Genomic DNA, 24,173 nt, shown 5'->3' on the forward strand with positions numbered 1-24,173 from the left:
TTCACTGACTGCGTTCGGTACGGCCACCGGAGCGCGCCAGATAGCCCGACCCACTCTCGCATAGCAGAGCATCACGCTGCACCGCCGGCAAAGCATCCACCCCATCGCGCAGGGCATAGGCGCTGTACCCCAGCTGCGACAGCAGAAACACAGCACTGCTGCTGCGCTTGCCACTGTCGCAGTAGCACAGGTAGGTGCGCTGTTTGTCGAGCAAGCGGGCCTTCAGGCGCAGCAACTGCAAGGGCATGTTCAACGATTGCAGCGCATGGGCACGCTCGTATTCGTCCTGCAGGCGCACATCCAGCCATTGCGCCCCCGCCGCCAGCAAACGCGAGGCCTCCCCCAGCGACACTTCATCGACCACTGGAGCCTTGAGCAAGGCGAAGAAATCCTGGCGATCAAGGCGCAGCACCGTACCGTCTTCTAACATGGTGACCGTGGCATTGCGCGGGCTGTCGGCCAGTAGGGCTTCTTCACCAAAACAGGCGCCGATCTCCAGTTCAGCCAACACCTGCTGAGCACTGCCGGCACCACGAATCACTTCGGCGCGACCGTTCTTCAGGAAGTAGCAACTGTCGCCCACGTCACCTTCCTGCAGCACCGTACTGCCGGCCGGCAACTCGATGCGCTGCAAGCGTTCGAGCATCGCGCGCACATTGGAAGGCGGCACCTTGGCAAACAGCGGGTTTTCCAGCAACCGCTCCAACCACTCGACTTCCTCATGGTTCTGCCCCAGCTCCAGCAGCAGGTCCTGATAGGCCAGACGCCAGGTCAGCAGACGGTTGAGGGTCGCGGTGTCCAGCGCCAGCACGCTGACATCAGTCAGTGCCCGCGCTTCATGCAGGCGCGGCAGGCTCGGCGACAACGGGTGGCAGCTGGCTTCACTGCCAGCCTGCAAGCGCTGCTCCTGGCCATCAACCGACTGCAGCAGCAACTCACCCGCCAGCAGGTAATACGTCAGGCGCGCCTGATCCCCTGGCCGAAACAGCAACTGCCCCGCCAGCAAAGGCTGAGGAATCAATTGCGCACGCAGCTCACGCCATTGCTGCTCAGACAGCACATTGAGTGGCGTCAGGCTGCGTAGCTGCTCGGGGTTAAGGGGTTCGCTCATGGAATATCCAGGCTCCGCTGGTGGAATTCAGTGTAGCCGCGTTACGTCTGTGTGCTGCAACAACGCCGCAGCTCGGCCCTGCAAGCCGCCAGTATGGACGAACACCAGGCGGCTGCCGCGAGCAAAGTAACCGGCCTCGACCTGCTGGCGCAACGCCATTAATGCCTTGGCGGTATACAGTGGTTCCAACGCTATACCGCTGGCGACCTCACTGGCCTGCATAAAAGCCAGCAAGGCGTCATCTACCCGCGCGAAGCCGCCTCGGCAGGCGTCATGCAGGTGGTAGCGCCCTACCGCCTGCCCGGCCGCCTGCACAATGGCCTGCACCTGCTGTTCGACACCATGATCGGCCGGCACGGCCAAGGCCGCATGCACGGGTCGCGCAGCTGCCTCCCCGAGTAGCAGGCCGGCCAAGGTGGTTCCGGTTCCGGCCGCCAGCCACCACGCGTCATAGTCATCCCAGCCCAGAGCCGGCAACTGCTCGCGCACCTGCTGCACCAGGCACATGCAGCCCAACGCGCCCGACAGGCCACCACCACCTTCCGGCAGCGTATAGAAATGTGGGTATTGCGCCTGCCAGGGCAACCAGAAGTCGGTCGCATGCCGAGCGCGATAACCGGCATAACCCAACCAATGCAGCTGCATACCAAATGCCTGTAGATCGCTGACCGTTGGTGTTTGTTGCGGATGGCCGCGCAGCAGTCCGACCGTGTTAAACGCAAAGCGCTTACCGGCGGCAGCCAGTGCATGCAGATGATTGGAATGGGCACCGCCCAGACTGATGACACCATCTGCGCCACAGGCCTGAGCAGCCGCCAGATGATGAGAGAGCTTGAACCACTTATTGCCACTGATCAGCGGGTCCAGCAGATCCAGACGCAGTACCGCCAGCTCAACCCCGGCCACCTGAGCCCAGTCCAGCGGCAATGGCTGTAAAGGCGCACGGGGCGCCCAGTCAGGCAGGACGACAGGCAAGGTTAACTGACAGTACGCAAACGGCTACTGGCCTTGTGCCGTGCACAGCAGTTGGATTCACCCAAGGCAAACCGGCTGGGCGTGTCGATGCGGTCAATCGGGATGGCGCAGCGCTCGCCACTGGGCAGCAGCGCCTCACAACTGGGCTGCTGATAATGCGCCAGCCAGTGCCGGTATTGCTCTTCACTGACAAAACACTTGGCCGCGGCATAGGCCAACGGGTTGTCCTGATAGGTGGCGATATCTTGCAGTGGAATGGTCAGGTGCCCGGCGCCTGGGTGGTAGACCACAAACACCACGCCGAGCTTGGCCAGACGCTCGAGAATCTGGTCGCCGCCCTGGCTGACCAGTTCGGTGTAGGCGCGCTTGAGTCGATTGATCTCCTGCAGCGCCTGGGTGTCCTGCTCGCCACGGTAGGCCAGTTCGACGTCACGGATGGCAATCTGCTCTTTGTACTCAGCCACGGCAGCGGCAATCTTGGCCTGCATCTCGCTCTCGAACTGCGCACGCAGGCTATCCGTTTCACTGCGACCATCACGCTCCAGCTCGCGCAGTTGTGCGGTCATTTCCTCGCGGGAGCTCTGAAAGCTGGCCGCCTGCGCGGCCAATTGGGCCTTCAGCTCAGCATTGTGTTCTTCCTGCTGACGCAAGGCCTGATGCAAGCCATAAATCTGCGCCTGCAGATTCTTGCTCTGTTCATCACTGGCCAATTTGAACTTGGCCAGTTCTTCCTCGTGCTGCTGGGTCAGGCTGCTGATCCGCAGACGCTGCTGCTTAATCAGCTGCGCCGTTTTCAGGCGATGCTCCTGATCAAGCTTGTCACTCGCCTTGACGGCTTCTTCCTGGGCCGAATCGGGGGCATACCACTTGTCTTCGGAAGCCATCTGCAGGCGCTCGGGGGCCACCGCCTGCGGCGCGTCTTCTTCGACCAGCAGACCCAGGCTATTGCGCTTGACCACATCACGCAGCAGAGCCAGGTCATTCTTGCCGGGCGTCAGGCTTGGATCCCAGAGGTGCATCTGATGCCAGGACACCGGGCACTGGCTGCGGCAGGCCAGACGAATCGGCCCAGCACCCAGATCAGGACCGCGGCCGGCGCGTTCGGCCAAGTGTTGCAGGGGGATATTCCAGCCAGAGTCCGGAGCGCCCTTCTCGTCGAAATCCAGGTAGAAAAACACCAGCGCCTTGATCAGCAGCCGTGGATTGATCAGCGCATAAGCCACACGCATCTGCTGGTCGGCAAACTCCGGCATGTTCACCACGCCGTCGAGCAACGCTTCAAACTCGGGGAAGAACATTTGCTTGCAGATGCCGCCACGCTCACTGAAAAACAGTACGGCCTCGACCATCTGCGGCTTGTTCTGCATGCTCATCGGTTTTCCTCTAGGCCGAAACGGGACGCTCCGCTCAGCGCGTGGCAGGTCGTGCGTATGCTGCGCAAAAATTGGCGCACATGGCAAGACTGCCAACATTCTGACGGGTTAAGCAAAGCCCGTAGCGCAGGCAATGCACCCTTGTTCAGGCAAGTCTAGGGGAAAAACCAAGCCCAGCAATGTGACTGGGTTGGCAGTCGCCCTGCCCGCCGGCCGCGAAAAACCGGGCGACAGGGCGAAACTGTGATGGATTTGGTGCAACGCGTCAGGCTTTGGCGGCCGCCAGAAAGGGTGCCAGGCGCCGGCCCATTTCGTCACCCAAGGCTTGCAGGCCGCTCATGGGGCGAACCATCACTTCAAAATCAACAATCTTGCCGCTCTCATCAAAGCGGATCATGTCGATGCCTTTGAGTTCGCGCTCGCCCACCTTGGCACTGAACTCCAGCACCACATTGAGGCCATCGGCACTGGCCAACTCGCGATGGTAAGCAAAATCGACAAATACCTTGCTCACCGTATTCAGAATCAGCGACACCATGGGCGCGCCGGCATAAGGCTTGTAAGCCATGGGCGAGCGAAACACCGCCTGCGGGTGCAACAGTTCAGGCAATGGACTCAAATCATTGTTCTGCATCAGCGCATGCCAGCGCGCCAGTGTGGCGGCTGCGGCCGGTTGCAGTTGAGCATTCTCAGTCACGGGCTTCTCCTTGTTGTTGTGAGCCACATGCAAAACGCCCCGCACAAAGCGGGGCGTCGGTTATCAGAGTTCGGCAGCGAGGCGCGAGCCCTGGTTGATGGCACGCTTGGCATCCAGCTCGCTGGCGACATCCGCACCACCGATCAGGTGTACAACCTGGCCAGCACTTTCCAGACCTTCCTGCAGCTCACGCAGCGGATCCTGACCCGCGCAGACGATCACGGTGTCCACCGGCAATACCTGCGGCTCGCCGCCGGCAATGCTGATATGCAGGCCGGCGTCATCGACCTTGAGGTACTCGACCGAGTTGAGCATCTGCACGTTCTTGTTCTTCAGACCAGTGCGGTGAATCCAACCAGTGGTCTTGCCCAGACCATCGCCAACCTTGGTTTTCTTGCGTTGCAGCAGGAACACTTCGCGCGCCGCCGGGTGCGGATGGGCCTCCACGCCCGCCACGCCGCCGCGAGCCTCAAGCGCGGTGTCGATGCCCCACTCTTTCCAAAATTCGTCACGGTTGAGGCTGGTCGCCTCGCCTTGATGAGTGATGAACTCGGAAACGTCGAAACCGATGCCCCCCGCACCAATCACCGCCACTTTCTGGCCGACTGGCTTGCGCTGCAGAATGGCATCCAGGTAGCCGATCACCTTGGCGTGCTCGATGCCCGGAATAGCCGGGGTGCGCGGAGCAATACCAGTGGCCAGGATAATTTCGTCGTAGCCGCCCTTGGCCAGGTCATCGGCCGATACGCGGGTATTCAGGCGCAGATCAACACCAGTGGTTTCCAGCTTGCGCTTGAAGTAACGCAGGGTTTCATAAAACTCTTCCTTGCCCGGCACACGCTTGGCCACGTTGAACTGGCCGCCGATTTCGCTGGCTGAGTCGAACAGCGTCACGCTGTGACCACGCTCAGCGGCCACGGTGGCGGCAGACAGGCCCGCCGGGCCTGCGCCGACCACAGCAATCTTCTTCACGGTTGTGGTCGGGATGTAATTCAGTTCGGTCTCATGGCAAGCACGCGGGTTGACCAGGCAACTGGTCAGCTTGCCGCCAAAGGTGTGGTCCAGGCAGGCCTGGTTGCAGCCGATGCAGGTATTGATCTCGTCACTGCGACCGGCAGCAGCCTTGTTGACGAAGTCCGGGTCGGCGAGGAATGGACGGGCCATCGACACCATGTCAGCGTCGCCTTCGGCCAGGACCTGCTCAGCCACTTCCGGGGTGTTGATGCGGTTGGTGGTGATCAGCGGAATACCCACTTCACCACGCAGCTTGGCGGTCACCTTGGTGAACGCGGCGCGCGGCACCTTGGTAGCGATGGTCGGAATACGCGCTTCGTGCCAGCCGATACCGGTGTTGATCAGGGTCGCGCCTGCCTTCTCGATGGCCTTGGCCAGCAGGACGATCTCGTCCCAGGTGCTGCCGCCTTCGACCAGATCCAGCATCGACAAGCGATAGATGATGATGAAGTTCGGGCCAACGGCCTCACGCACGCGGCGAACGATCTCCACCGGCAGGCGCATGCGGTTCTCGTAGCTACCGCCCCAACGGTCAGTGCGCTGGTTGGTGTGGGCGGCGAGGAACTGGTTAATGAAATAACCTTCCGAACCCATGATTTCCACGCCATCGTACTCAGCCTGCTGGGCCAGCACGGAGCAGTTGATGAAATCCTGGATCTGCTTCTCGATGCCTTCCTCGTCCAGCTCTTTGGGCTTGAACGGGTTGATCGGTGCCTGGATGGCGCTTGGCGCTACCGATTTCGGACTGTAGGCATAGCGGCCGGCGTGAAGGATCTGCATGCAGATCTTGCCGTCCGCCGCATGCACGGCGCGGGTAACAATCTTGTGCTTTTCCGCTTCTTCCGGGGTGCTCAGCTTGGCTGCACCGGAATACACCCCACCTTCCTCGTTCGGGCCGATACCGCCCGTCACCATCAGGCCAACACCGCCACGGGCACGCTCGGCAAAGTAAGCCGCCATGCGCTCAAAACCATTCGGCTTTTCTTCCAGCCCGGTGTGCATCGAACCCATCAGGGTGCGGTTCTTCAGCGTGGTGAAGCCCAGATCGAGCGGGGCCAGCAGGTGGGGGTACTGAGCAGTCATGAAAATCTCCACATCGGGTATTGGCTGTTCACGGGAATGCCGCAACCTCTTGCTGGGTGCGGTCGATAGGGTCTAGACGATAATCAGCCGAGCCGAACGCCTCAATGACTCAAAATTACAACTTATTGATCATAAATAGCAGCGCAGCTTGGCAAAGCCCAGGCACTTGCCTACCCTGACGCCACCGCACTACCTGAGAAAGACAAGGGCAAAGCCAGGCGATGAAAACCACACGGGTCAAACTGGGCGATCTTTCCGTTGGCTTTGTCGACAACCTGGCTGATGCCATGCGCCACTGCGGACACAACCCACAGCCCTTGCTCGACAGCTACGGCCTGGATGCCGCACGCCTGGCCGAACCGCGCGCCCGACTGTCGATCCCGCGCTATATGCGACTGGGCCATACCGCCATCCAGCAATGCAATGAGCCCGGACTCGGCCTGCTGATGGGCCAGGCCAGCCGCCTGAGCCAGGTCGGCCTCGCCGGCGTGACCGCGGCACAAGCGCCGACAGTGCGCGAGGCGGCACGCGCACTGATCCGCTTCGAACCGCTGTATGCCGCCAATTACCGCGGCCAGTCGAGCCTGCACGAAGATCATCAGGGCGCCTGGCTGCGCTTCTATTCGATCAGCCCGTATAACGCCTACAACCGCTTCGTGGTCGATTCGGTATTGGCCAGTTGGACGCAGCAGTTGAGCCGGCTGACGCAACAACCCCTGCCGGTGGAGAAAGTGCAGATTGAATTTCCCGCGCCAGATTACGCGGCGCAGTACGGCGAATTGTTCGCCTGCCCGGTGGAGTTTGCCAGCGAGCATAACCAGCTGCGCCTGAGCCAGCAGAGCCTGAACCTGCGCAACCCGGAGCACTGCCCGAGCACCTGGCGGCACCTACTGGAAATCTGTGAACGGGAACTGACGCAACTGACGCGCACGCGCAACCTGCGCGAGCGCATTACTCAGCTGCTCGGCCCGCTGCTGCATGGCCGCGAGCCGGACTTGGCGGAAGTGGCTGCACGCCTGCAGCTGCCGACCTGGACCCTGCGGCGCAAACTGGCCGAAGAAGGCACGCAGTTTCGCAGCATCCTCAACGACACCCGCCGCGACCTGGCCATGGCCTATATCCGTGACACCGAACTGGCCTTCGGCGAAATCGCCTACCTGCTCGGCTTTGCCTCGGCAGAAGCCTTCCAGCGCGCGTTTAAACGCTGGAACCAGCAAACCCCGGGCGAATATCGCCGCGAACAGCGTCGAGCGCTCTAAACCCACTCAGAGTTCGGTAGCGTCTTCGTCGCGCTCCGGTACATCCAGCTCGCCGGCACGGGCCTCCAGCAGCTCTTCCTGATAGTCATCCATTGATGGCTCCTCCCACGTCGATAGGTCAGCGACTGCGCTTTGCCTGAACAAAACAAACAAAGAACATGCCAATCAGGCTAGATGGGCGAGATGAACGCAAGATGACAGGTTGTCGCGCGACAGCCGGGAAGCTGCCGCAATTAAATGACGAGCAATAAAAAACCCGCTGATATCGCTATCAGCGGGCTTCCTATATGGCGCAGCGGACGGGACTCGAACCCGCGACCCCCGGCGTGACAGGCCGGTATTCTAACCGACTGAACTACCGCTGCGTGTCGGTGGACTTGCGTCCGTAGAACTCTTGCTTCGTCTGACAAATCAGCCCTGAGGGCTTTTTCATCTCAACCTGAGCTAAGTCAGGCTGGAAAATATGGCGCAGCGGACGGGACTCGAACCCGCGACCCCCGGCGTGACAGGCCGGTATTCTAACCGACTGAACTACCGCTGCGCGTCGGTGGACTTTCGTCCAATTCACAAGAGTGGTGGGTGATGACGGGATCGAACCGCCGACCCTCTGCTTGTAAGGCAGATGCTCTCCCAGCTGAGCTAATCACCCGCTGCTTGCGAGGCGCGAAATTTACGCAAGGCCCGCACCTAAGTCAACACCCTGCTTAAAGTTTTTCTAAAAAAGTGCAAAAACTGCTGCCCTTCACAGGTGCCACTGAAGGGCTCGCCGCACCATTATTGCGCCACCCGCAGACTTAACCGAGCTGCGACCTTATTGTCATCCGTGCGATCCAACCCGGCTTCGGCGATTTGCACGCCCTGCTCTTGCAGCACAGTGAACCAGCGCAGCAACTGAGCAAAGGGGGCCGGTTGCAGGTTGAGCTGCAACGCACCGTCGCCAGCATTGTCCAGCCGCTCGATGGTCAGCCCCTGAGTCGCCGCACTGGCAGTCACGGTGCCTTGCAGGCGCGCCGGATCAATACTCTGCTGCGGTGCACTGGCCAAGCCGCGCGCCGCCGGTGCCTGGCTCTGCAGATAGGCATGCAGTTCGCGCTGAGTTTCAAAGGCGCTGCGCGCGGCCTGCAGACGCTGCTGCGCCGGTTGCCAGAGCGTCAGATAAAGCAGCACCAACACCAGGAACAGCGCCAGGCTGCCGAGGGCGAGTTGTTCACGGGGGGCCAGGCTGCGCCAACGTTGCACCAGCTGCGAGTTTTCCAGCTGCGCGGTAAAACCCTTGCCTTGCGAAGTCATGCTCATCCTCCAATCACCACGCGTGCACTGACGCCTGCGCCTTCCCGACTGGCCGAACCCAGCTGTACCGCCAGACCGCTTTCCTGCAAACGTTCACGCAGGCGTTCCAGCTCAGCAAAACCCGGAGCCTGCACCTGCATGGCCAGATCCCCGCGCACCTCGCTGAAATCCACCTGGCTGATCTGCACCTGGCCACCCACCATTGCACCACTGACCTGAGCGAGCAGGCCGAGCAGACGATTTTGTCCGGCGCCGGCACTGCCTTGCAGATGCTGATCAAGCTGCGCACGCAGATTGACCAGCTTGCTGTCCTGAGGGAACAGCTCCTTGTACAGCGCCGCGCTGGCCGCCGCGTACTCATCCGCCTGACGTTGCAGATGCCAGGCCTGAGCCAGGTTGAAGCCCCACTGCAACACCAGCCACATGCCCACCAGCCCCAACAGCGGTCGCCAACGTTGCCATTGACTGCCACTGGACTGAACGGCGAATTCACCTTGCGCCAGGTTATTGCGCAGCGGTTGCTGGGCCAGCCAAACAAAGGGATCGACCAGCGCCATCGTTTCATCCACTGGCTGCGGCGCGCGATGCTGCGCATCACACCAGGCCACCTGCGGTTGCACACACAAGGGGCTCAGCTGCGGCCAGTCCTGCGCTTGCAAGGCCATCCGCGTGACATTCTCACCACCCAGCAACCAGCGCCCGTGCAGTGGCAGCAGCGCCGTTCCCGGCCCTGGCAGCAGGTCGGCATCCACGGCAATCGCCTGGGGTGGCACTGCACACAAGGCCAGCCAGGCCGATAACCAGCTGCGGCGCACGGCAAATACCCGATGACGACCATCGGCCAACGGCTCGCCCAGGGCCAGATGCATCAGCTCGACCTCTTCGGCAAGCAACTCTTCCACCGCAAATGGCAGCGCCTGACGCAACCAGCGGGCCTTGCGCGTTGGCAGATTGACCGCGCAGGACGTCACCGCCTCGACGGGCAGTACCAGGGTCCAGTTGCCGGTCAACTGCGCTTGCACCGCCTCGAACGCCAGGGTTTCGCTCACCCCGGCCACCACCCGCTGCACTGGCAGCTCGGCCTGTGCCGCACTGCAGGCGGCCGGCGGCAGGAACACATAGGTCTGACTCATGGTTGCACTTCCTCGACAGGCACTGGCGCCATTGCGCCCTGCCCCAGATCACGGGCTAGAACATATACGCGACCATCACTGGCACGTTGCACGGTGCTGCGCAGAATCTGCCGGCGCTCGCCGACCGTGACCTCGCTCACCACCTGAAAATACTGGCTACCCAGTGCCAGGCCCTGGCTTTGCACCTGCAAACCGCTGAGCTGGGCCATAAAGCTCGGCAGATCACGATAGCCCTCGCTGCCCCGCGCAGCGACCAACCCCTGCGCCGTACTCAGCGGTAGCCCTTCTGCCAGGCTGGCCAGCACCCGCGCACTGGCCGTATTGACGTTGAGGGTGGCGTCGGCCGGCAACGCGCTGACATACGGCAGCAGACGCTGATAATCCGCCTCGCTCATCTCCAGCAGCAGGCGCAGCTCGGAGACATCAGCCAGCTCGCGGTTGCCAGCCCGATAAGGCGGCTGCGCCAGCAGGTACTGGTTGTCTTCGGCACCGTAACCACCATTGGGCTGGTCATCGCCATCCAGCCAGTCGAGCAGACGCTCGGCGTAAGGCGTATCGATCTGCAAACCGAGCAACAGGCGACGCAATTGCCCGACTGCCGCCTCGTTGGGCTGGCCCTGACGCAACAGGCTGTTGAGGTTGAAGCGCCCTGTCGGATCGCTGATCTGCACCCGCAGCGCACCGCCTTCATCCAGACTGAACGGAGGACGCGGTTTGGCCCAGACCTCGGCGAGATGATCAATTGGCGCACGCGGGTCGCCCTGGCGCAGGTCGCGCTGCAAGATGGCCTTGGCCAGGGTTTCGCCACCCAGGGCGTACTGCCACGCCTGACGCACATGCAGCTGATTGGCGCTGCTGCGGATCGACAGCTGCTGACGCGCGATGATTCCGGCGCTGACCACCGTGACCACCACAACCACGAGCAGCACGGTGATCAGTGCCATACCCCGCTGCTGCCTCATGGCTGCACCTGCGCAGCCGATTCATCGCCCGCGCCACCAGGGTCGGCAGGATTCTCGCCCGGGGCTTGTTGCGCCAGACGCTCGGGTAAACCTTCCGGCAGGCGCAGCAGACGCCGCACTTCGCCATAACGGCGATGCTGCAAGACCAGCTCAATGGCTTGCGGCAGCACCTTGAGTGCCTCGTCGGGGTTCTTTTCCAGCGGCGGCCAGCTGCTCTGCCAGAGACCTTGCTGATCCAGATAACGCAGCTGCAGCTGTGTCACACCATCCAGTGCCTGCTGAATCTGCGGCTGGCTGTCCTGCGCCTGGTCCAGCACGGTCCAGTAGCGCCGCTGCCATTGCTCACCACTGAGCTGCCAGCGCACCCGTTGCAGACTGGCCCGTGGCTGCCCAAGCGGATTGCGCCAGCCGCTGCGGGTCAGTTCCAGCGCCGGGCTTTCCAGGTCTTCACCGAGCAGGGCCGCACGCGGGTCGCCAAACGGATCACGCGTCGGACGCACCTGCACTTGCAGCAAATCCCGCTCAAACGCCGCCATGGCTCGCACCAGCTCACGCAGTTGCTGTTCGTGGGCACGAGTGACCTTATCGGTTTGCAACACACTGTCGAGCATGCGGTAGGTGCCCAGACCCAACAATGCAAAGATGGCGATGGCAATCAGCAGTTCGAGCAGGGTGAAACCGCGCGCCCGCCTCATTGCATCACCCCGAGAAAGCCATTGAGGCTGACCACGGCGCGCTCCCGCACCTCGCCTGCGGCACGCTCCGCCGGCATGGGAGCGACCCACAGGGTTACGCGGCGCATATCCGGCTCGCTGGTGCCCTGCACCTCGCTTTGCCACTGCCAACGGCGCCCGGCGAACTCCACCTCACCCTGCTCACGACCATCGGCCACCGGACTTTGCGACAACTGCAGCTCCGTCAGGCGGTTATCGGCGATCCACATGGCCAGGGTTTTCTCTTCCAATCGCGAGGCGGTCTGCAGGCTACGCGCTGTGGCGGTCAGCACGCTGGCCGCGACCAGGGCGAAGATCGCCAGCGCCACCAGCACTTCAAGCAAGGTGAAGCCCTGTACACGCTTCATCGACTGCGCCCTGCCGGTTGTTCAATCTCGACCTTGGGCAGCTGAAAGCCATCACTGGCCAGTTGCAAGCGCAGGCCATTGGCCCGCCGCTCGTTCAAGCGCAGACGAAACGGGCTGATCTCGCCACTGGATAACAGCAGCAACTGCGGCACCAACGCACCTTTGCGTGCAGCTTCACCTTCGAGCGCTGGCAACTCCAGCGCCGTGCCTTCCAGCTCAACACTGAGTTCGGCCCAGGTTGGCAGGGCATGGGGTTTGTCATTCAGCGCCTGCCACTGCTGCTTGAGCGGCTCATAGCGCAGCACCTGATAGGCCTCGCGACTGAGCAACAGGCCGTACTCCTGGTTGTCCAGCACGGCCTCTTCGGCGAGCACACCAATCAGCCCGGCCAGCCGTTCCGCTTCGTTATGCAACTCGCGCCCGGGGCCGGCAATGCCCACGCTGAGCACCGCAATACCGATCAGGCTGCCAAGAATCACCAGCACCACCAGCAGTTCGATCAGGGTAAAGCCCCCGGCCGGGCTCGGTTGCTGGCGCATAAGACTCAGAGATCCCAGTTACCGATATCGGCATCCTGATCGCTGCCACCTTCTTTGCCGTCAGCGCCCAGGGAATACAGATCAAAAGCCCCCTTGGTGCCCGGTGCCAGATACTGGTAGACATTGCCCCACGGATCGACCGGCAGGCGCTTGAGGTAGCCGTCGCGGTTCCAGTTCTTCGGCTGCGGATTGCCGGAAGGCTTTTTCACCAGCGCTTCCAGACCCTGCTGGGTGCTCGGGTAGGCATGGTTATCCAGCTTGTACATATCCAGCGCGGCCGCTACGGCCTTGATATCGCCCTTGGCCACGGTGACCTTGGCCTGATCGGGCCGGCTCATCACCTGCGGCACCACCAGGGCAGCCAGAATCCCCAGTATGACCACCACCACCATGATTTCGATCAGCGTGAAACCGGATTGACGCTTATTCACTGCTTACCCCACCAACTGATTGAGAGACAGAATCGGCAGCAGAATGGCCAGTACGATCACCAGCACCACTGCCCCCATAAAGACCAGCATAAAGGGCTCAAACAGCCCCACCAGCAGCGCCACCTGGGCACCCAGGTCGTTTTCCTGATTGCGCGCGGTGCGCGCCAGCATCTGGTCCAGCTCACCCGAGCGTTCGCCGCTGGCGATCATGTGCAGCATCATCGGCGGAAACTGCCCGCTGGCTTCCAGCGCGCGGGTCAAGCTGCCACCTTCACGCACCTTCTGTGCGGCAATCACCACCTCAGCGCGAATCACCCGATTGGCGATCACCTGCGCTCCAATGCCCAGGGCTTCAACCAATGGCACGCCGCTACGGGTCAGAATCGCCAGGGTCGAGGCAAAGCGTGCGCAGTCAGTGGCGCGAATCAAGCGCCCTACCAGCGGTATGCGCAGCAGGAAACCATGCCAGCGGGCCTTCAGCACATCATCATGCAGCGCCCAACGCAGGGCGAACACACCCAGAATGACGAGAATCACCGCCAGCCAGCCCCAGCCCTTGACCCAATCACTCAAGGCAATCAGACCGCGCGTGAGCGCCGGCAGGGTTTGTCCAGAGTCGACAAACACCCGCACCACGTCCGGCACCACATAACCGAGCAGGAAGCCGACAATCAGCAAGGACGCACACATCAGAATCAGCGGATAGAGCAGCGCCAGTTGGATTTTTTGCCGCGACTGCTGACGTTGCTCGGTGTAGTCGGCCAATTGCTCCAACACCGGGCCCAGGTGGCAGGCATGCTCACCCGCCGCCACCGTGGCGCGGTACAGCTCAGGGAAAGCCGAGGGGAATTCTTTCAGACTGCTGGCCAGATCATGACCTTCCAGCACCCGCGCGCGCACCGCCAGCAACATGCTTTGAATGCGCGGCGAACTGGCCTGGGCAGCCGCCGCGCGCAGGGCTTCCTCAATCGGCAACGCCGCTTGCACCAGAGTCGCCAGTTGCCGGGTGATCAGCGCCAGATCGCGGGCAGAGATGCCGCGAGCAAAACTGAAGTGCGAACCTGCGCCAGTCTGTTCACGGGTACGCGTGGCTTTGACATCCAGCGGCGCCAGCTGGCGCTCGCGCAGAATCTGCCGCACCTGACGCGCGCTGTCAGCTTCCAGCACGCCCTTCTGCTGACGACCCTTACCGTCGAGGGCGAGGTATTCGAACGCGGCCATTATTCTTCTCGCGTCACGCGCAGCACTTCCTCAACCGTGGTCGCCCCTTCCAGCACCTTGCGCCGGCCATCTTCACGGATGCTCGGGCCGAGGGTGCGGGCGTGGCGGGTCATGTCCTGCTCGGAAGCGGCGTTGTGAATCAGGGTGCGCAGGTGATCATCGAACACCACCAGCTCGTAGATGCCGGTTCGGCCGCGATAGCCCTGCTGATGGCAGTGCGCGCAGCCACGGGCGTGATAGAGGGTTGGCGGCGTTGCCGAGGACACGCCGAGCAAGGCGCACTCGGCCTCGTCAGCCTGATAGGCCTCCTTGCACTGCGGGCAAAGCACCCGCACCAGGCGTTGCGCCAGCACCCCGAGCAGGGATGAGGACAACAGAAACGGCTCGATGCCCATATCCACCAGGCGGGTAATCGCGCCGATGGCGCTATTGGTGTGCAGGGTCGAGAGCACCAGGTGGCCGGTCAGCGAGGCCTGCACGGCGATTTCGGCGGTTTCCTTGTCGCGAATCTCGCCGACCATCACCACGTCCGGGTCCTGCCGCAGAATGGCACGCAGGCCACGGGCGAAGGTCATGTCGACCTTGGAGTTGACCTGGGTCTGGCCGATGCCTTCGAGGTGATACTCGATCGGGTCTTCAACGGTGAGGATATTGCGCGTGCGGTCATTCAGGCTGACCAGGCTGGCGTACAGCGTGGTGGTCTTACCCGAACCGGTCGGCCCGGTGACCAGCAGAATGCCGTGAGGTTTACGCACCGTGGCTTCCATCAGATCGCGGTCGCGCACGCTCATGCCCAGGTGCTGCAAATTCAGGCGACCGGCCTGTTTATCGAGCAAGCGCAGCACCACCCGCTCGCCATTGGCCGACGGCAGGGTCGAGACCCGCACATCCACCTCGCGGCCGCCGACTTTCAGGGAAATTCGCCCGTCCTGAGGGATGCGCTTCTCGGCGATATCCAGGCGCGCCATGACCTTGATCCGCGACACCAGCAACGCCGCCAGCTCGCGCTTGGGCTCCAGCACCTCACGCAGAATGCCGTCCACGCGGAAGCGTACGACCAGACGTTTCTCGAAGGTTTCCAGGTGAATGTCCGAAGCGTTTTCCTTGATCGCCTCGCCGAGGATGGCGTTGATCAGGCGGATGATCGGCGCGTCGTCTTCCTGCTCCAGCAAGTCTTCGGCTTCCGGCACCTGTTCGGCCAGCGCGGCCAGATCGAGGCTGCCGCCGATGTCCTCGGCCAGCTGCATGGACGCCGAGTCATGCTGATAGGCCTTGCCCAGGGCCTGTTCGAAAGCCTCTAGCGAGAGCGCCTGCAATGGCAGCTGCACGCCGGCAAAACGTTGCGCCTCGGCCAATGCCACCGGGTCAACGCCTGGCCGGTAGGCCAGACTCGGCACACCGTCAGCATTCAGCAACAGCACCCCTTGGCGCTTGGCAAAGCTGAATGGCAGACGCCTTGAGGGCACTTCGATAAGCAGCGCATTCATTCGTAACATGCCTTTAGCACAGTAACCCGACGCCACGTAACGGACGCCAAACGCAGGACAGCAAGCCAGGGTTCTGTGAATTAATTGTTGTAAGTTGGCGGAAATAGCATGAAAACAGCGCGCTATCTTTAGCACATTGAGCGGATCGACACACTACCCCAACGGGGGGCTGCCAAATGCCTGGCAAGTGTCTATGATCAGCGCGCGATCCACGCCACATAATAATAAGTTCCGGAGTGACGCCCCTTGCCCTTTTTGGCTTCCCAACGCTGGCTGCAGCGCCATGCCACCACCCTGGTGGGCCTTGCGCTGGTAACCGCCATGAGCGTCAGCCTGGCCTGGCAAAGTGCCGATTGGTTGCGCCTGCTGCGCACCCCGGCGAAAACGACTGAAACCTCGGCGCACAGCACGCAAACCGCCGCGCAGCCTACGGAAATCGGTCAGCTGTTCGGCACCAGCAGCGCGGCCAACGACAGCCCCGCACCCAACACCACCCTGCGTCTGACCCTGCTCGGCAGCTTTGTGCATGCCGACCCGCAGCGCTCCAGCGCGATTATTCGCAGCGAAGGCAGCAGCGCCCAGCGCTACACCATCAACAGTGAAATCAGCAGCGGTGTACGCCTGCATGCCGTGGCCGCCGACCGCGTCGAGCTGTTGCGCAATGGCCGCCGTGAAAGCCTTAGCTTCCCCATCAGCAACTCAGCGACCAGCAGCCTGCAAAGCAGCACCAGCGAGATCGCGGCCGACCCGCTGGAGCAGCTCAGCGAACTGGAATCCGATGACTTGGTCCAGCTGCGCGAACGCATGGATGCCCTGCGCCAGCAGATGCAGGCCTCCGGCAGCGTGCCGGACAGCTCAGAACCCACCGAACAGCCCACGGAAAACAACTGACACGATGACCCCGACTCTTTCGCGCCTTACCTTCGCTTTGTTGGCTGCGGGCCTGGCTTGCAGCCCACTGCCGCTGAGTGCTGCCGTTACTGCTGTGGCGCCCAGCGCCAGCCAGCAGGAGGAAAGCTGGACCATCAACCTCAAGGGTGCCGATATCCGCGAATTCATCGATCAGGTGGCGCAGATCAGCGGGCAGACCTTTGTCGTCGACCCGCGGGTCAAGGGCCAGGTCAGCGTGGTGTCCAACAGCCCACTGACGCTGACCGAGGTCTATCAGCTGTTTCTCTCGGTGATGGCCACCCACGGTTTCAGCGTGATTACTCAAGGCGATCAGGCGCGCATCGTGCCCAACGCCGAGGCCAAGGCCGATGCGGATGCCGGACGCAGCGCACCGGATCGTCTGGAAACCCGACTGATCCAGGTGCAGCACGGCTCGGCCACCGAGCTGATCCCGCTGATCCGTCCACTGGTGCCGCAGTATGGTCACCTGGCGGCCATCACCACGGCCAACGCCATCATCATCAGTGACCGCACCGCCAACATTGAGCGCATTGAAGACCTGCTGCGCCAGCTCGACCAGAAAGGCCAGAATGACTACAGCGTGCTCAACCTGCAGCACGCCTGGGTCATGGACACCGCCGAAGTGCTGCGCAACGCTGTGGATCGTGGCCAGGCCAAGGGCGCGTCCGGCACTCAGGTGATCGCCGACGGCCGTACCAATCGCCTGATTCTGCTCGGCCCGCCGGCCGCGCGGGCCAAACTGGTGGCCCTGGCCCAGTCACTGGACACCCCCACCAGCCGCTCGGCCAACACCCGGGTGATCCGCCTGCGCCATGGCGATGCCAAGAGCCTGGCGGAAACCCTCGGCGAGATTTCCGAGAAGCTCAAGCCGGAAGCCGGCGGGGAAACCACCGGCAAGCCGCAGACCATCCTGATTCGCGCCGACGAAAGCCTCAACGCCCTGGTATTGCTGGCCGAGCCAGACGTGGTGGCGACTCTGGAAGACATCGTGCGCCAGCTGGACGTGCCGCGCGCCCAGGTGATGGTCGAAGCCGCGATTGTCGAAGTCTCCGGTGATATCAGCGACGCTCTGGGCGTGCAGTGGGCGGTGGATGCCCGCGGCAGTACCGGCGGCCTGGGCGGCACCAATTTCGCTGGCACCGGTCTGTCGATTGGCCGGGTGCTGCAAGCGATTCAGGATCGCGACAGCGATACCGACAACAACACCCTGAGCAACCTGCCCGATGGCGCCATCATCGGCCTGGGTACCGATGACTTCGGCGTACTGATCACTGCACTGTCGGCCAACAGCAAGAGCAACCTGCTGTCCACGCCGAGCCTGCTGACCCTCGATCACCAGAAAGCGGAAATTCTCGTCGGGCAGAACGTGCCCTTCCAGACCGGCTCCTTCACCACCAGCGCCTCGGGGGCCGACAACCCCTTCACCACCATCGAGCGCCAGGACATCGGCGTGACCCTCAAGGTCACCCCGCATATCAACGAAGGTGCCTCCCTGCGCCTGGAGATCGAGCAGGAAATCTCCTCCATCGCCCCCACCAGCCAGGGTGTCAATGCGGTTGACCTGATCACCAACAAGCGCTCGATCAAGAGCACCATCCTTGCCGAGAATGGCCAGGTCATCGTGCTTGGCGGGCTGATTCAGGATGACGTCACCCAGGCCGACTCCAAGGTGCCGTTGCTCGGCGATATTCCGCTGATCGGAGCACTGTTCCGCTCGACCAAGGAAACCCGCATCAAGCGCAACCTGATGGTATTCCTGCGCCCGACCGTGGTACGCGATGGTGCCGGCATGGCCGCACTGTCCGGCAAGAAGTACAGCGATATCCGCGTACTGGGCGATGTGCGTGAGGACTACCGCCCAGGCATTCTGCCGAGCAACCCCAACCACCTGTTCGACAAAGCCGAGCCCGGCGCCATCGACCTGCGCGAGTAACCCTCTCGCGCTCAGGAAACGGCCATGCCCGCGAACAAGCATCGCAAGCATGGGCTCCTACAGAGAAAACCGCAGAAAATAAAAAGGCCTCGGTATCACTACCGAGGCCTTTTGCGTTGCAGCGTCTGACGCTTATTTGTCTTCGTTACGCTGGTGCTTGAAGAACACGCCGTTGTCACCGAAGGCCGAGGCGATAAAGGCCGAAGTCAGCTCCATCTCACCGATCTTCACTGCACTGTTGCGCCGCTGGGTGGCGTAGCTGCGGCTGATCGATGGAATGATCGAAGTCTTGATCTCCATCGAGGTGGCATACACGTCATAGACCTTGGTGCCGGCATTCAGGGTCAGCAGGTCGGCACGGAAATCGTGCGGTGTGCTGGCGAAACGATTGCGCAGCTCAGTGCGCGGCACAAAGTAGATCTGCGTCGGCGCCTTGGGCTTGGCCACAGCGGCGCCCGCCTGGGTGACTTCTGCCATGTCGTTGAGCAGCAGCAGCGTCGGCTTGAGGCTTACTGCCGAGAACAGGATGGTCGTGCCCAGGGTGTCATTGGCTTCCGGCACCACGTACTGCGACAGCTCGTTGGCGAAGAAGTTATGGTTATTGCCCTGCCCGCTCAGGGTATACAGCGCGGACACGTTCTCCGACGGTTTGCCATCGACAAAGGCCTTCCATGCCAAGCCAGGGGCAAAACCGCGGTCGGCCGGATCACCGGTCACAGACAGACGCAGCAGGCCGTTGTCGGAACCCTGGAACAGCCCGCTGTAGGGGTTGTTCGGCACAGCGACGAACTTGACCTTGGCCATCACGCCATGCGGATGGATCGGCTTCTCATAACCGGCCGGGGCCACGTCGCTGCGCACCTTGACCTTGTTCCACAGGATCGAGCCAATCAGCCCGCCGACATTCACCGGCTGCAACGCCGGCAGCTTGTCCGCCGCGTACTGGGTGCGCAATGCGCCGTTGACCCAGAGGTTTTCCTGCTTGTTGGCACCCGGCCAGCTTTCATAATCCGCCGGGATGTTCAGGCCCCAGGGTTTGAAGGCGTTCTCCACCCCAACCAGGCTGGCTTGCAGCTGCGGATTGTGACGGCGCAGCACATCAACCATGGTGGTGTGTTCGACCCAGTCGATGCCTTCCGGGGTATACACCTCAGGACGATAATCCTTGGTGTAGAAGCGGTCGGTCATCAGGCGGCGCGAAGCGTTCATGATAAAGATCTGGAAGGCCGTTTCGCCGAAGGCAAAACCTTCCGGGCGCACGGTTTCAGCGAGCATGCCCACCAGGGTGTCGATGCGTTCGATGTTGTTGCCGTAGATGCGCTTGAGTTCGGCCAGGGTCGCGGCGTCTTTGGTCAGGTCCTCGAACTTGGTGATCGGATTGAGGCCGATCTGCCGGCGGAATTCGTTATAGCGCGGTACGCCACGTTCACGGTCACGCAGCACGTCGATGGCGGCCAGATCGATATCACCGACCAATGGCATCGACAGGTTGCGCAGGAAGTTCGGGTAGTTGTTCAGCGTCAACGAGCCCGGATTGGTGATACCGAAGGAGTACCACAGACGCTCCGGACGCTCGACATTGAGCAGGTTCTCGGCATCACGGTCGCGGGTGTTCTGCACAGCGATAGTACGCGACACCTGGTTGGAGCCGATGTCATACACCTGCACGTTGTCGCGCATCAGTGGGTGCATGCGGTACACCGCAACGAACTCTTCGGTGAGGGTGAATGGCACGCCGTAGTTATTGGGTGCAGTGGAGCCGACGATGCCGGTCAGGGCGTGGTCGATGGCGCTGTTGCCAACGCCCGGCGCAACATTCGGGTCGAAACCGAGGATGCGTTTGACGAACGAGTCGGACTTGGCCAAATCCGCTTGCAGCATGCGCACTTCGGCCTGGAAGTCGTCACGCGGGCCGCCCTGGCCGAGCAGGCCCCACCAGTTGGAGTACATGGCACGCTCGGTGATCGGGTTGGCGATCACCGCCGGGGTCCACTCCACGGTGTGAATCTTGGCCATCAGCGCCGAGTTGATCAGCCGCGCGCGGTCGTACAGCCACTGATCGCTCTGCGTCGGGTACTTCTGCTTGAGTTTGCTGGCGATGGCGTTGTGCTCAAGGGTGAACAGCTGATGCAGCATGCTCAGCCCAACCCACCAGTTTTCGTTGAATCCGGTGACCGGCTTGCCGCTGAGCAACTCGCTGGGCAGGGTGCCATCGGCATTGACCTTGAGTTTGCCATCAACAAACGAGCGGACCTTGTCATTGGTGGCCTTGTTGCTGCCGTAGAGCTGCGAACCATCCCACCAGTGGGTGTTGTGGTTGCGGTAGGTCTGCGGCTTGCCCGCATCGGCGCTACTGCGGCTCGGATCAGGCTGGGTACGCTTGACCGACATGCTGCCACTGCCCAGCACATCGCCCGGCGGCAGCGGGAACTGGATCGGGTCGGCATCGGCATTCGGGCCGTGGTCGAACCAGTCATGCACCATAAACTGAATCCAGGCGGCGGCAATAAAGTTCAGGCTGGGGGCTGGTTTGAACTCGCCACGCGCCATCAGCTTGTTACTCACCTCACGCGGGTTGGGGCTGAGCAGCGTGCTGGTTTCACCATGGGTGACCGCCGGGTTGACGTTGCGCCCGAAGCGCCGGTACACCGAGCCCTCGGCCGGGTTACTGAGAATGTTACAGGTGCCATCCTCGGTGCGGGCCGCCAGGCTGCGGGCGTCACAGGTGATTTCGGCGTTGTAGCCGGCATAGCGTTCAACATCGAAGAGGTTGTTCTCGAACAACGACTGGCGTTCGACCGCCAGCACCAGTAGTCCGGAGACTACGCCCAGCGTTCCCAGCTTGGTCAAAGCTGGCCAGGTGACCCATACCGACATGGCAATTGCTCCCGTTTTTATTGTTGTACGGACAAGGCGGCTACCGACATAGCAGCGCAGGATCAAGCCTATTGGTCGTCCTGGCGCAACGCCCCCCTCCCGCGGAGGGGTGGTCGCCAATCAGTCGGTAGGAAGGTGTGGTTTAGCTAAGTGAGGCGCGCGGCCGTACGGCGAGAATCGCCTCAGTGCGGCTGGAGACATTGAGCTTGGAGTAGATGTTCTTCAGGTGCCATTTGGTGGTGGACAGGGCAATGCCGGTTTTGTCGCTGATCTGCGTGTTCGACAGCCCGCTGAGCAGGCATTCGAACACCTCCACTTCCCGCCCGGTGAGCAGGCCGCTGGCCAGTGGATCAAACGGCGGCACGGTCTGTTCACCCTGCAGGAATTCAGCATAGTGCTCGCGGTACTTGTCTGGCACGGCGAGCAAACCGGCCTGCACCAGGCTCAGCACACCCGCAGCAAAACCAGGGGCCTCATCAAATACCGAGCGGTTGATATTGACGATGCCATGGGCCTCTACCAGACGGCTGAGCGCCTCCAGTTGTTGGGTTTTGCTTTCTGTGGGCGCAGTCAAGACCAGTTGATTGGCCTCGACGATCAGCCGGCGTGCGCGCATTTCACTGCGCTGCAGCGCCGCACCGAGCACCTTGAGAATCCGCGCCGCCTGCACCTGCGCACCGCGCGCCTGCAGCCAGTAGACGCAAGCCAGACCCAAACGCTCCCAGCTCTCATCATAAGGCCGTACCGTTTCCCACTCCCCGGCCTGCAAACGCGCCGGCAGATCATAACGCTGGGCCACCGCGTCCATGGCGGCTGCCTTACCGCCCAGCCAAGCCTGGCGCATGCTTTCCTGCGCCACCTGGCTGACAAACCGCGCATAGTTGCCCAGTTGCAGGATGCATGACAGTTGATCCAGCAAGCGACTGGCCCGTGCGTGCTGCTGACGCCGGTGCAGCAGCCGCGACAGGATGATGTAAACCGTGGCAATCGCCTCGGTGGCCGAAGACGAGTTGACCATCGCCATCAGCTCATCGCACAGCTGTTGCGCCTCATCCAGCTGATTCTGCTCGTAGAGCACCACCACCATGGCCGTGGCGCGGTTGACCCAGGCCGGCGAAGCCGGATCGGTACCCTGATAATCCAGACACACCTGCTTGCGTGCGTGAGTGGCACGTCCGGCATTGCGGTGGCACAGGGCGATGATCAGGTCGGTGTAGCTCTCCAGAAAACTGTGCCCGCATTGCGCCAGCAGTTGCTTGGACTCACTGGCAAAACGAGTGGCCTCTTGCAGACGCGCCGCCAGCAGGTGCTGGTAGGCAATCACTGCCAGAGTACAGGCGCGGATTTCCAGATCCTGCCCTGGCCCAAGCAGCTCACGCCAGGTCGGCGGCGGCTCAAAGTCCTTGTCCTGTTCGAACAAGCCAAGCAGCAGAGCGAGAAACTGCCGCGTAGCCGGCTCCAGGTTCGCGCCCGCTGCGCGCGCCTGTAGGCCATCGAGTAATTCCAGGTGGTAATGCGCCTGATGAAAACGCCGCGACAGTGACAACGCGGCAATCAGCCAGCCCAAGAGCTTAGGCTGAGCCAGCAGCAGCGTTTCCGGCAACGGCTCCAGCCAGCGCAGGATGTCACCGAACTGGCCGCTGCGAACCCAGGCCGCGCAGCTCTGCTCAAGCAGCCCGAGAAACAGCTGCTGATCTGCACAGTGGCGGGCATGCTGCAAAGCCTGCTCATGCTCGCCCAGCTGCATGAAGTAGTCCGCCGCGCGGCTGTGCAGCTGATCCAGACGGGCGTATTCCTCGATCAGCAGGCGCCGGCAGAGAAAGTCCTGCAACAGCGCATGGAAGCGAAAGCTGCCGGGCTGATTTTCCACCGGCAGCAGGAACAACTGCCGCTCAGCCAATTCTTCCAGCAGCATCGCCGAACCCGTGCGCTGCAGCACATGGTCACAGAGCGCACCGTCAAAACGCTCGAACAGCCCGCAACAAAGGAGAAACTCGCGCAGCGGCGGTGGCAACTGCCGCAGCACCACATGGCCAAAGTAATCGACGATTTCCGGCTGGCTGCCGTTGAACCGTTGCAATGCCTGGGTGCCGAAACGCGCATAGGCCAACAAGGCGATCTTCACCCCGGCCACCCAGCCTTCGGTCATGCCCAGCAGGCTGTCGAGGTAATCCGGATTCAGCGCCTGCCCGCCCAGGTGGTGGTTGAGCTGCTGTACCTGCTCGGCGGACAGACGCAAATCGTGCTGATCAATACACAGCAGGCGGTTTTCCAGCTTCAGCTGGCTCAGAGCAAAGCCTGGGTGATTGCGGCTGGCGATGATCAGATGAACATGGCTCGGCAGCTGCTCCAACAGCACCGCCAGCACCTCCAGAATGCTGCGCGACTCGATCCACTGAAAATCATCGAAGGCGATAAACAGCGGCCCATCGACCCGTTCCAGTGCATCGCCAAACAGCTCGCCCAGCAAGCGTGGCGACAAACTGGACGCCAGCGCCAGCGGGTTGAACCAGGAGGTATCGAAATCACTGACTTGGGCGCGAATGCCTTCGGCCAGATGGCGGAAAAAACACAGTGGGTCGTTGTCCCGCGCCTGTAGCGGGTAATGCACCAGCGTCGCCGCACAGCGAGCACGCCAATGCTGCAGCAAGGTCGACTTGCCGGAGCCCGCCGGGGCCAGCAACAAGGTCAGGGCAAAATCTTCACTGCGCCCCAGCAGGTCCAGCAGACTCTGGCGGAGCACACCATTGGCAGACATAACGCACGGTTGAAGTCGGTCCATCAGGCAGACCCTG

The 24,173-nt window shown here is 62.1% G+C and carries 20 protein-coding genes and 3 tRNA genes; 3 read left to right on the top strand and 20 right to left on the bottom strand.

The features are described 5' to 3' along the window. Nucleotide 1: 1 nt before the first annotated feature. From ACOCLD_RS15340 to ACOCLD_RS15360, 5 genes are all read right to left on the bottom strand, one after another. Entirely contained in the window at nucleotides 2-1,111 is a 1,110-nt protein-coding gene (locus ACOCLD_RS15340; RefSeq protein WP_422909782.1) for a cyclic nucleotide-binding domain-containing protein, read from the bottom strand. Nucleotides 1,112-1,138: 27 nt separating this feature from the next. Then, complete coding sequence (locus ACOCLD_RS15345; protein WP_422909783.1) at nucleotides 1,139-2,086, bottom strand: 1-aminocyclopropane-1-carboxylate deaminase/D-cysteine desulfhydrase; 948 nt, start codon at nucleotides 2,084-2,086, stop codon at nucleotides 1,139-1,141. Nucleotides 2,087-2,088: 2 nt separating this feature from the next. Continuing rightward, nucleotides 2,089-3,459, bottom strand: a complete 1,371-nt coding sequence (locus ACOCLD_RS15350; protein WP_422909784.1) for a chromosome partitioning protein ParA — start codon at nucleotides 3,457-3,459, stop codon at nucleotides 2,089-2,091. 265 nt (nucleotides 3,460-3,724) lie between these two features. Next, a complete protein-coding gene (locus ACOCLD_RS15355; RefSeq protein ID WP_374529888.1) occupies nucleotides 3,725-4,156 on the bottom strand; it encodes a nuclear transport factor 2 family protein in 432 nt (143 codons plus the stop codon). A gap of 63 nt (nucleotides 4,157-4,219) precedes the next feature. After that, entirely contained in the window at nucleotides 4,220-6,253 is a 2,034-nt protein-coding gene (locus tag ACOCLD_RS15360) for an FAD-dependent oxidoreductase (RefSeq protein WP_422909785.1), read from the bottom strand. Between the two features lie 221 nt (nucleotides 6,254-6,474). Here ACOCLD_RS15360 and ACOCLD_RS15365 point away from each other — a divergent pair, with 221 nt between their 5' ends. Further along, nucleotides 6,475-7,512, top strand: a complete 1,038-nt coding sequence (locus ACOCLD_RS15365) for an AraC family transcriptional regulator (protein ID WP_422909786.1) — start codon at nucleotides 6,475-6,477, stop codon at nucleotides 7,510-7,512. A gap of 6 nt (nucleotides 7,513-7,518) precedes the next feature. On the opposite strand, the gene ACOCLD_RS15370 is transcribed toward ACOCLD_RS15365, so the two are convergent. From ACOCLD_RS15370 to gspE, 13 genes are all read right to left on the bottom strand, one after another. Beyond that, nucleotides 7,519-7,665 (bottom strand): hypothetical protein, encoded by a 147-nt coding sequence (locus ACOCLD_RS15370; RefSeq protein ID WP_392541489.1) that lies wholly within the window; start codon nucleotides 7,663-7,665, stop codon nucleotides 7,519-7,521. 135 nt (nucleotides 7,666-7,800) lie between these two features. After that, nucleotides 7,801-7,877: transfer RNA gene (locus ACOCLD_RS15375), tRNA-Asp, on the bottom strand. Between the two features lie 99 nt (nucleotides 7,878-7,976). Then, a tRNA-Asp gene (locus ACOCLD_RS15380) sits at nucleotides 7,977-8,053 on the bottom strand. A 32-nt stretch (nucleotides 8,054-8,085) separates the two neighbouring features. Further along, nucleotides 8,086-8,161 (bottom strand) — tRNA-Val (locus ACOCLD_RS15385). A gap of 125 nt (nucleotides 8,162-8,286) precedes the next feature. Further along, nucleotides 8,287-8,808, bottom strand: a complete 522-nt coding sequence (locus ACOCLD_RS15390; RefSeq protein ID WP_422909787.1) for a type II secretion system protein M — start codon at nucleotides 8,806-8,808, stop codon at nucleotides 8,287-8,289. Further along, nucleotides 8,805-9,935, bottom strand: a complete 1,131-nt coding sequence (gene gspL, locus ACOCLD_RS15395) for a type II secretion system protein GspL (protein ID WP_422909788.1) — start codon at nucleotides 9,933-9,935, stop codon at nucleotides 8,805-8,807. Before gspL ends, ACOCLD_RS15390 begins: the two co-directional genes overlap by 4 nt. Then, nucleotides 9,932-10,897, bottom strand: coding sequence for a type II secretion system minor pseudopilin GspK (gene gspK / locus ACOCLD_RS15400; RefSeq protein WP_422909789.1), 966 nt, complete (start codon nucleotides 10,895-10,897; stop codon nucleotides 9,932-9,934). Before gspK ends, gspL begins: the two co-directional genes overlap by 4 nt. After that, the gene (gspJ, locus tag ACOCLD_RS15405; protein WP_422909790.1) at nucleotides 10,894-11,592 is read right to left on the bottom strand and encodes a type II secretion system minor pseudopilin GspJ; all 699 of its coding nucleotides are present in this window, start codon (nucleotides 11,590-11,592) and stop codon (nucleotides 10,894-10,896) included. The genes gspK and gspJ overlap by 4 nt, the downstream gene beginning before the upstream one ends. Continuing rightward, complete coding sequence (gene gspI, locus ACOCLD_RS15410) at nucleotides 11,589-11,978, bottom strand: type II secretion system minor pseudopilin GspI (protein WP_422909791.1); 390 nt, start codon at nucleotides 11,976-11,978, stop codon at nucleotides 11,589-11,591. Before gspI ends, gspJ begins: the two co-directional genes overlap by 4 nt. Beyond that, nucleotides 11,975-12,517 carry a type II secretion system minor pseudopilin GspH gene (gspH, locus tag ACOCLD_RS15415; protein WP_422909792.1) on the bottom strand — a complete coding sequence of 181 codons (543 nt, stop codon included), beginning with the start codon at nucleotides 12,515-12,517 and terminating at the stop codon, nucleotides 11,975-11,977. The genes gspI and gspH overlap by 4 nt, the downstream gene beginning before the upstream one ends. Before the next feature lie 5 nt (nucleotides 12,518-12,522). Then, entirely contained in the window at nucleotides 12,523-12,948 is a 426-nt protein-coding gene (gene gspG / locus ACOCLD_RS15420) for a type II secretion system major pseudopilin GspG (protein WP_257778607.1), read from the bottom strand. 3 nt (nucleotides 12,949-12,951) lie between these two features. Then, on the bottom strand, nucleotides 12,952-14,169 hold the full coding sequence (gene xcpS / locus ACOCLD_RS15425) for a GspF family T2SS innner membrane protein variant XcpS (protein ID WP_422909793.1): 1,218 nt from the start codon (nucleotides 14,167-14,169) through the stop codon (nucleotides 12,952-12,954). Then, nucleotides 14,169-15,656, bottom strand: coding sequence for a type II secretion system ATPase GspE (gene gspE / locus ACOCLD_RS15430; RefSeq protein ID WP_422909794.1), 1,488 nt, complete (start codon nucleotides 15,654-15,656; stop codon nucleotides 14,169-14,171). The genes xcpS and gspE overlap by 1 nt, the downstream gene beginning before the upstream one ends. A 246-nt stretch (nucleotides 15,657-15,902) precedes the next feature. Between gspE and ACOCLD_RS15435 the strand changes: the two genes are divergently transcribed. Together ACOCLD_RS15435 and gspD are read left to right on the top strand one after the other, a co-directional pair. After that, nucleotides 15,903-16,547: a type II secretion system protein N gene (locus ACOCLD_RS15435; RefSeq protein WP_422909795.1), complete on the top strand. Its 645-nt coding sequence runs from the start codon at nucleotides 15,903-15,905 to the stop codon at nucleotides 16,545-16,547. Between the two features lie 4 nt (nucleotides 16,548-16,551). Next, nucleotides 16,552-18,501, top strand: coding sequence for a type II secretion system secretin GspD (gene gspD / locus ACOCLD_RS15440; protein ID WP_233686106.1), 1,950 nt, complete (start codon nucleotides 16,552-16,554; stop codon nucleotides 18,499-18,501). Nucleotides 18,502-18,633: 132 nt separating this feature from the next. Here the strand turns inward: gspD and ACOCLD_RS15445 are convergent, their stop codons facing one another. Next, on the bottom strand, nucleotides 18,634-21,378 hold the full coding sequence (locus ACOCLD_RS15445; protein ID WP_422909796.1) for a peroxidase family protein: 2,745 nt from the start codon (nucleotides 21,376-21,378) through the stop codon (nucleotides 18,634-18,636). Between the two features lie 142 nt (nucleotides 21,379-21,520). Continuing rightward, entirely contained in the window at nucleotides 21,521-24,160 is a 2,640-nt protein-coding gene (locus ACOCLD_RS15450) for a LuxR C-terminal-related transcriptional regulator (protein WP_422909797.1), read from the bottom strand. Nucleotides 24,161-24,173: the final 13 nt, after the last annotated feature.

Source organism: Pseudomonas cimarronensis (assembly GCF_049331905.1).
GTDB lineage: Bacteria > Pseudomonadota > Gammaproteobacteria > Pseudomonadales > Pseudomonadaceae > Aquipseudomonas.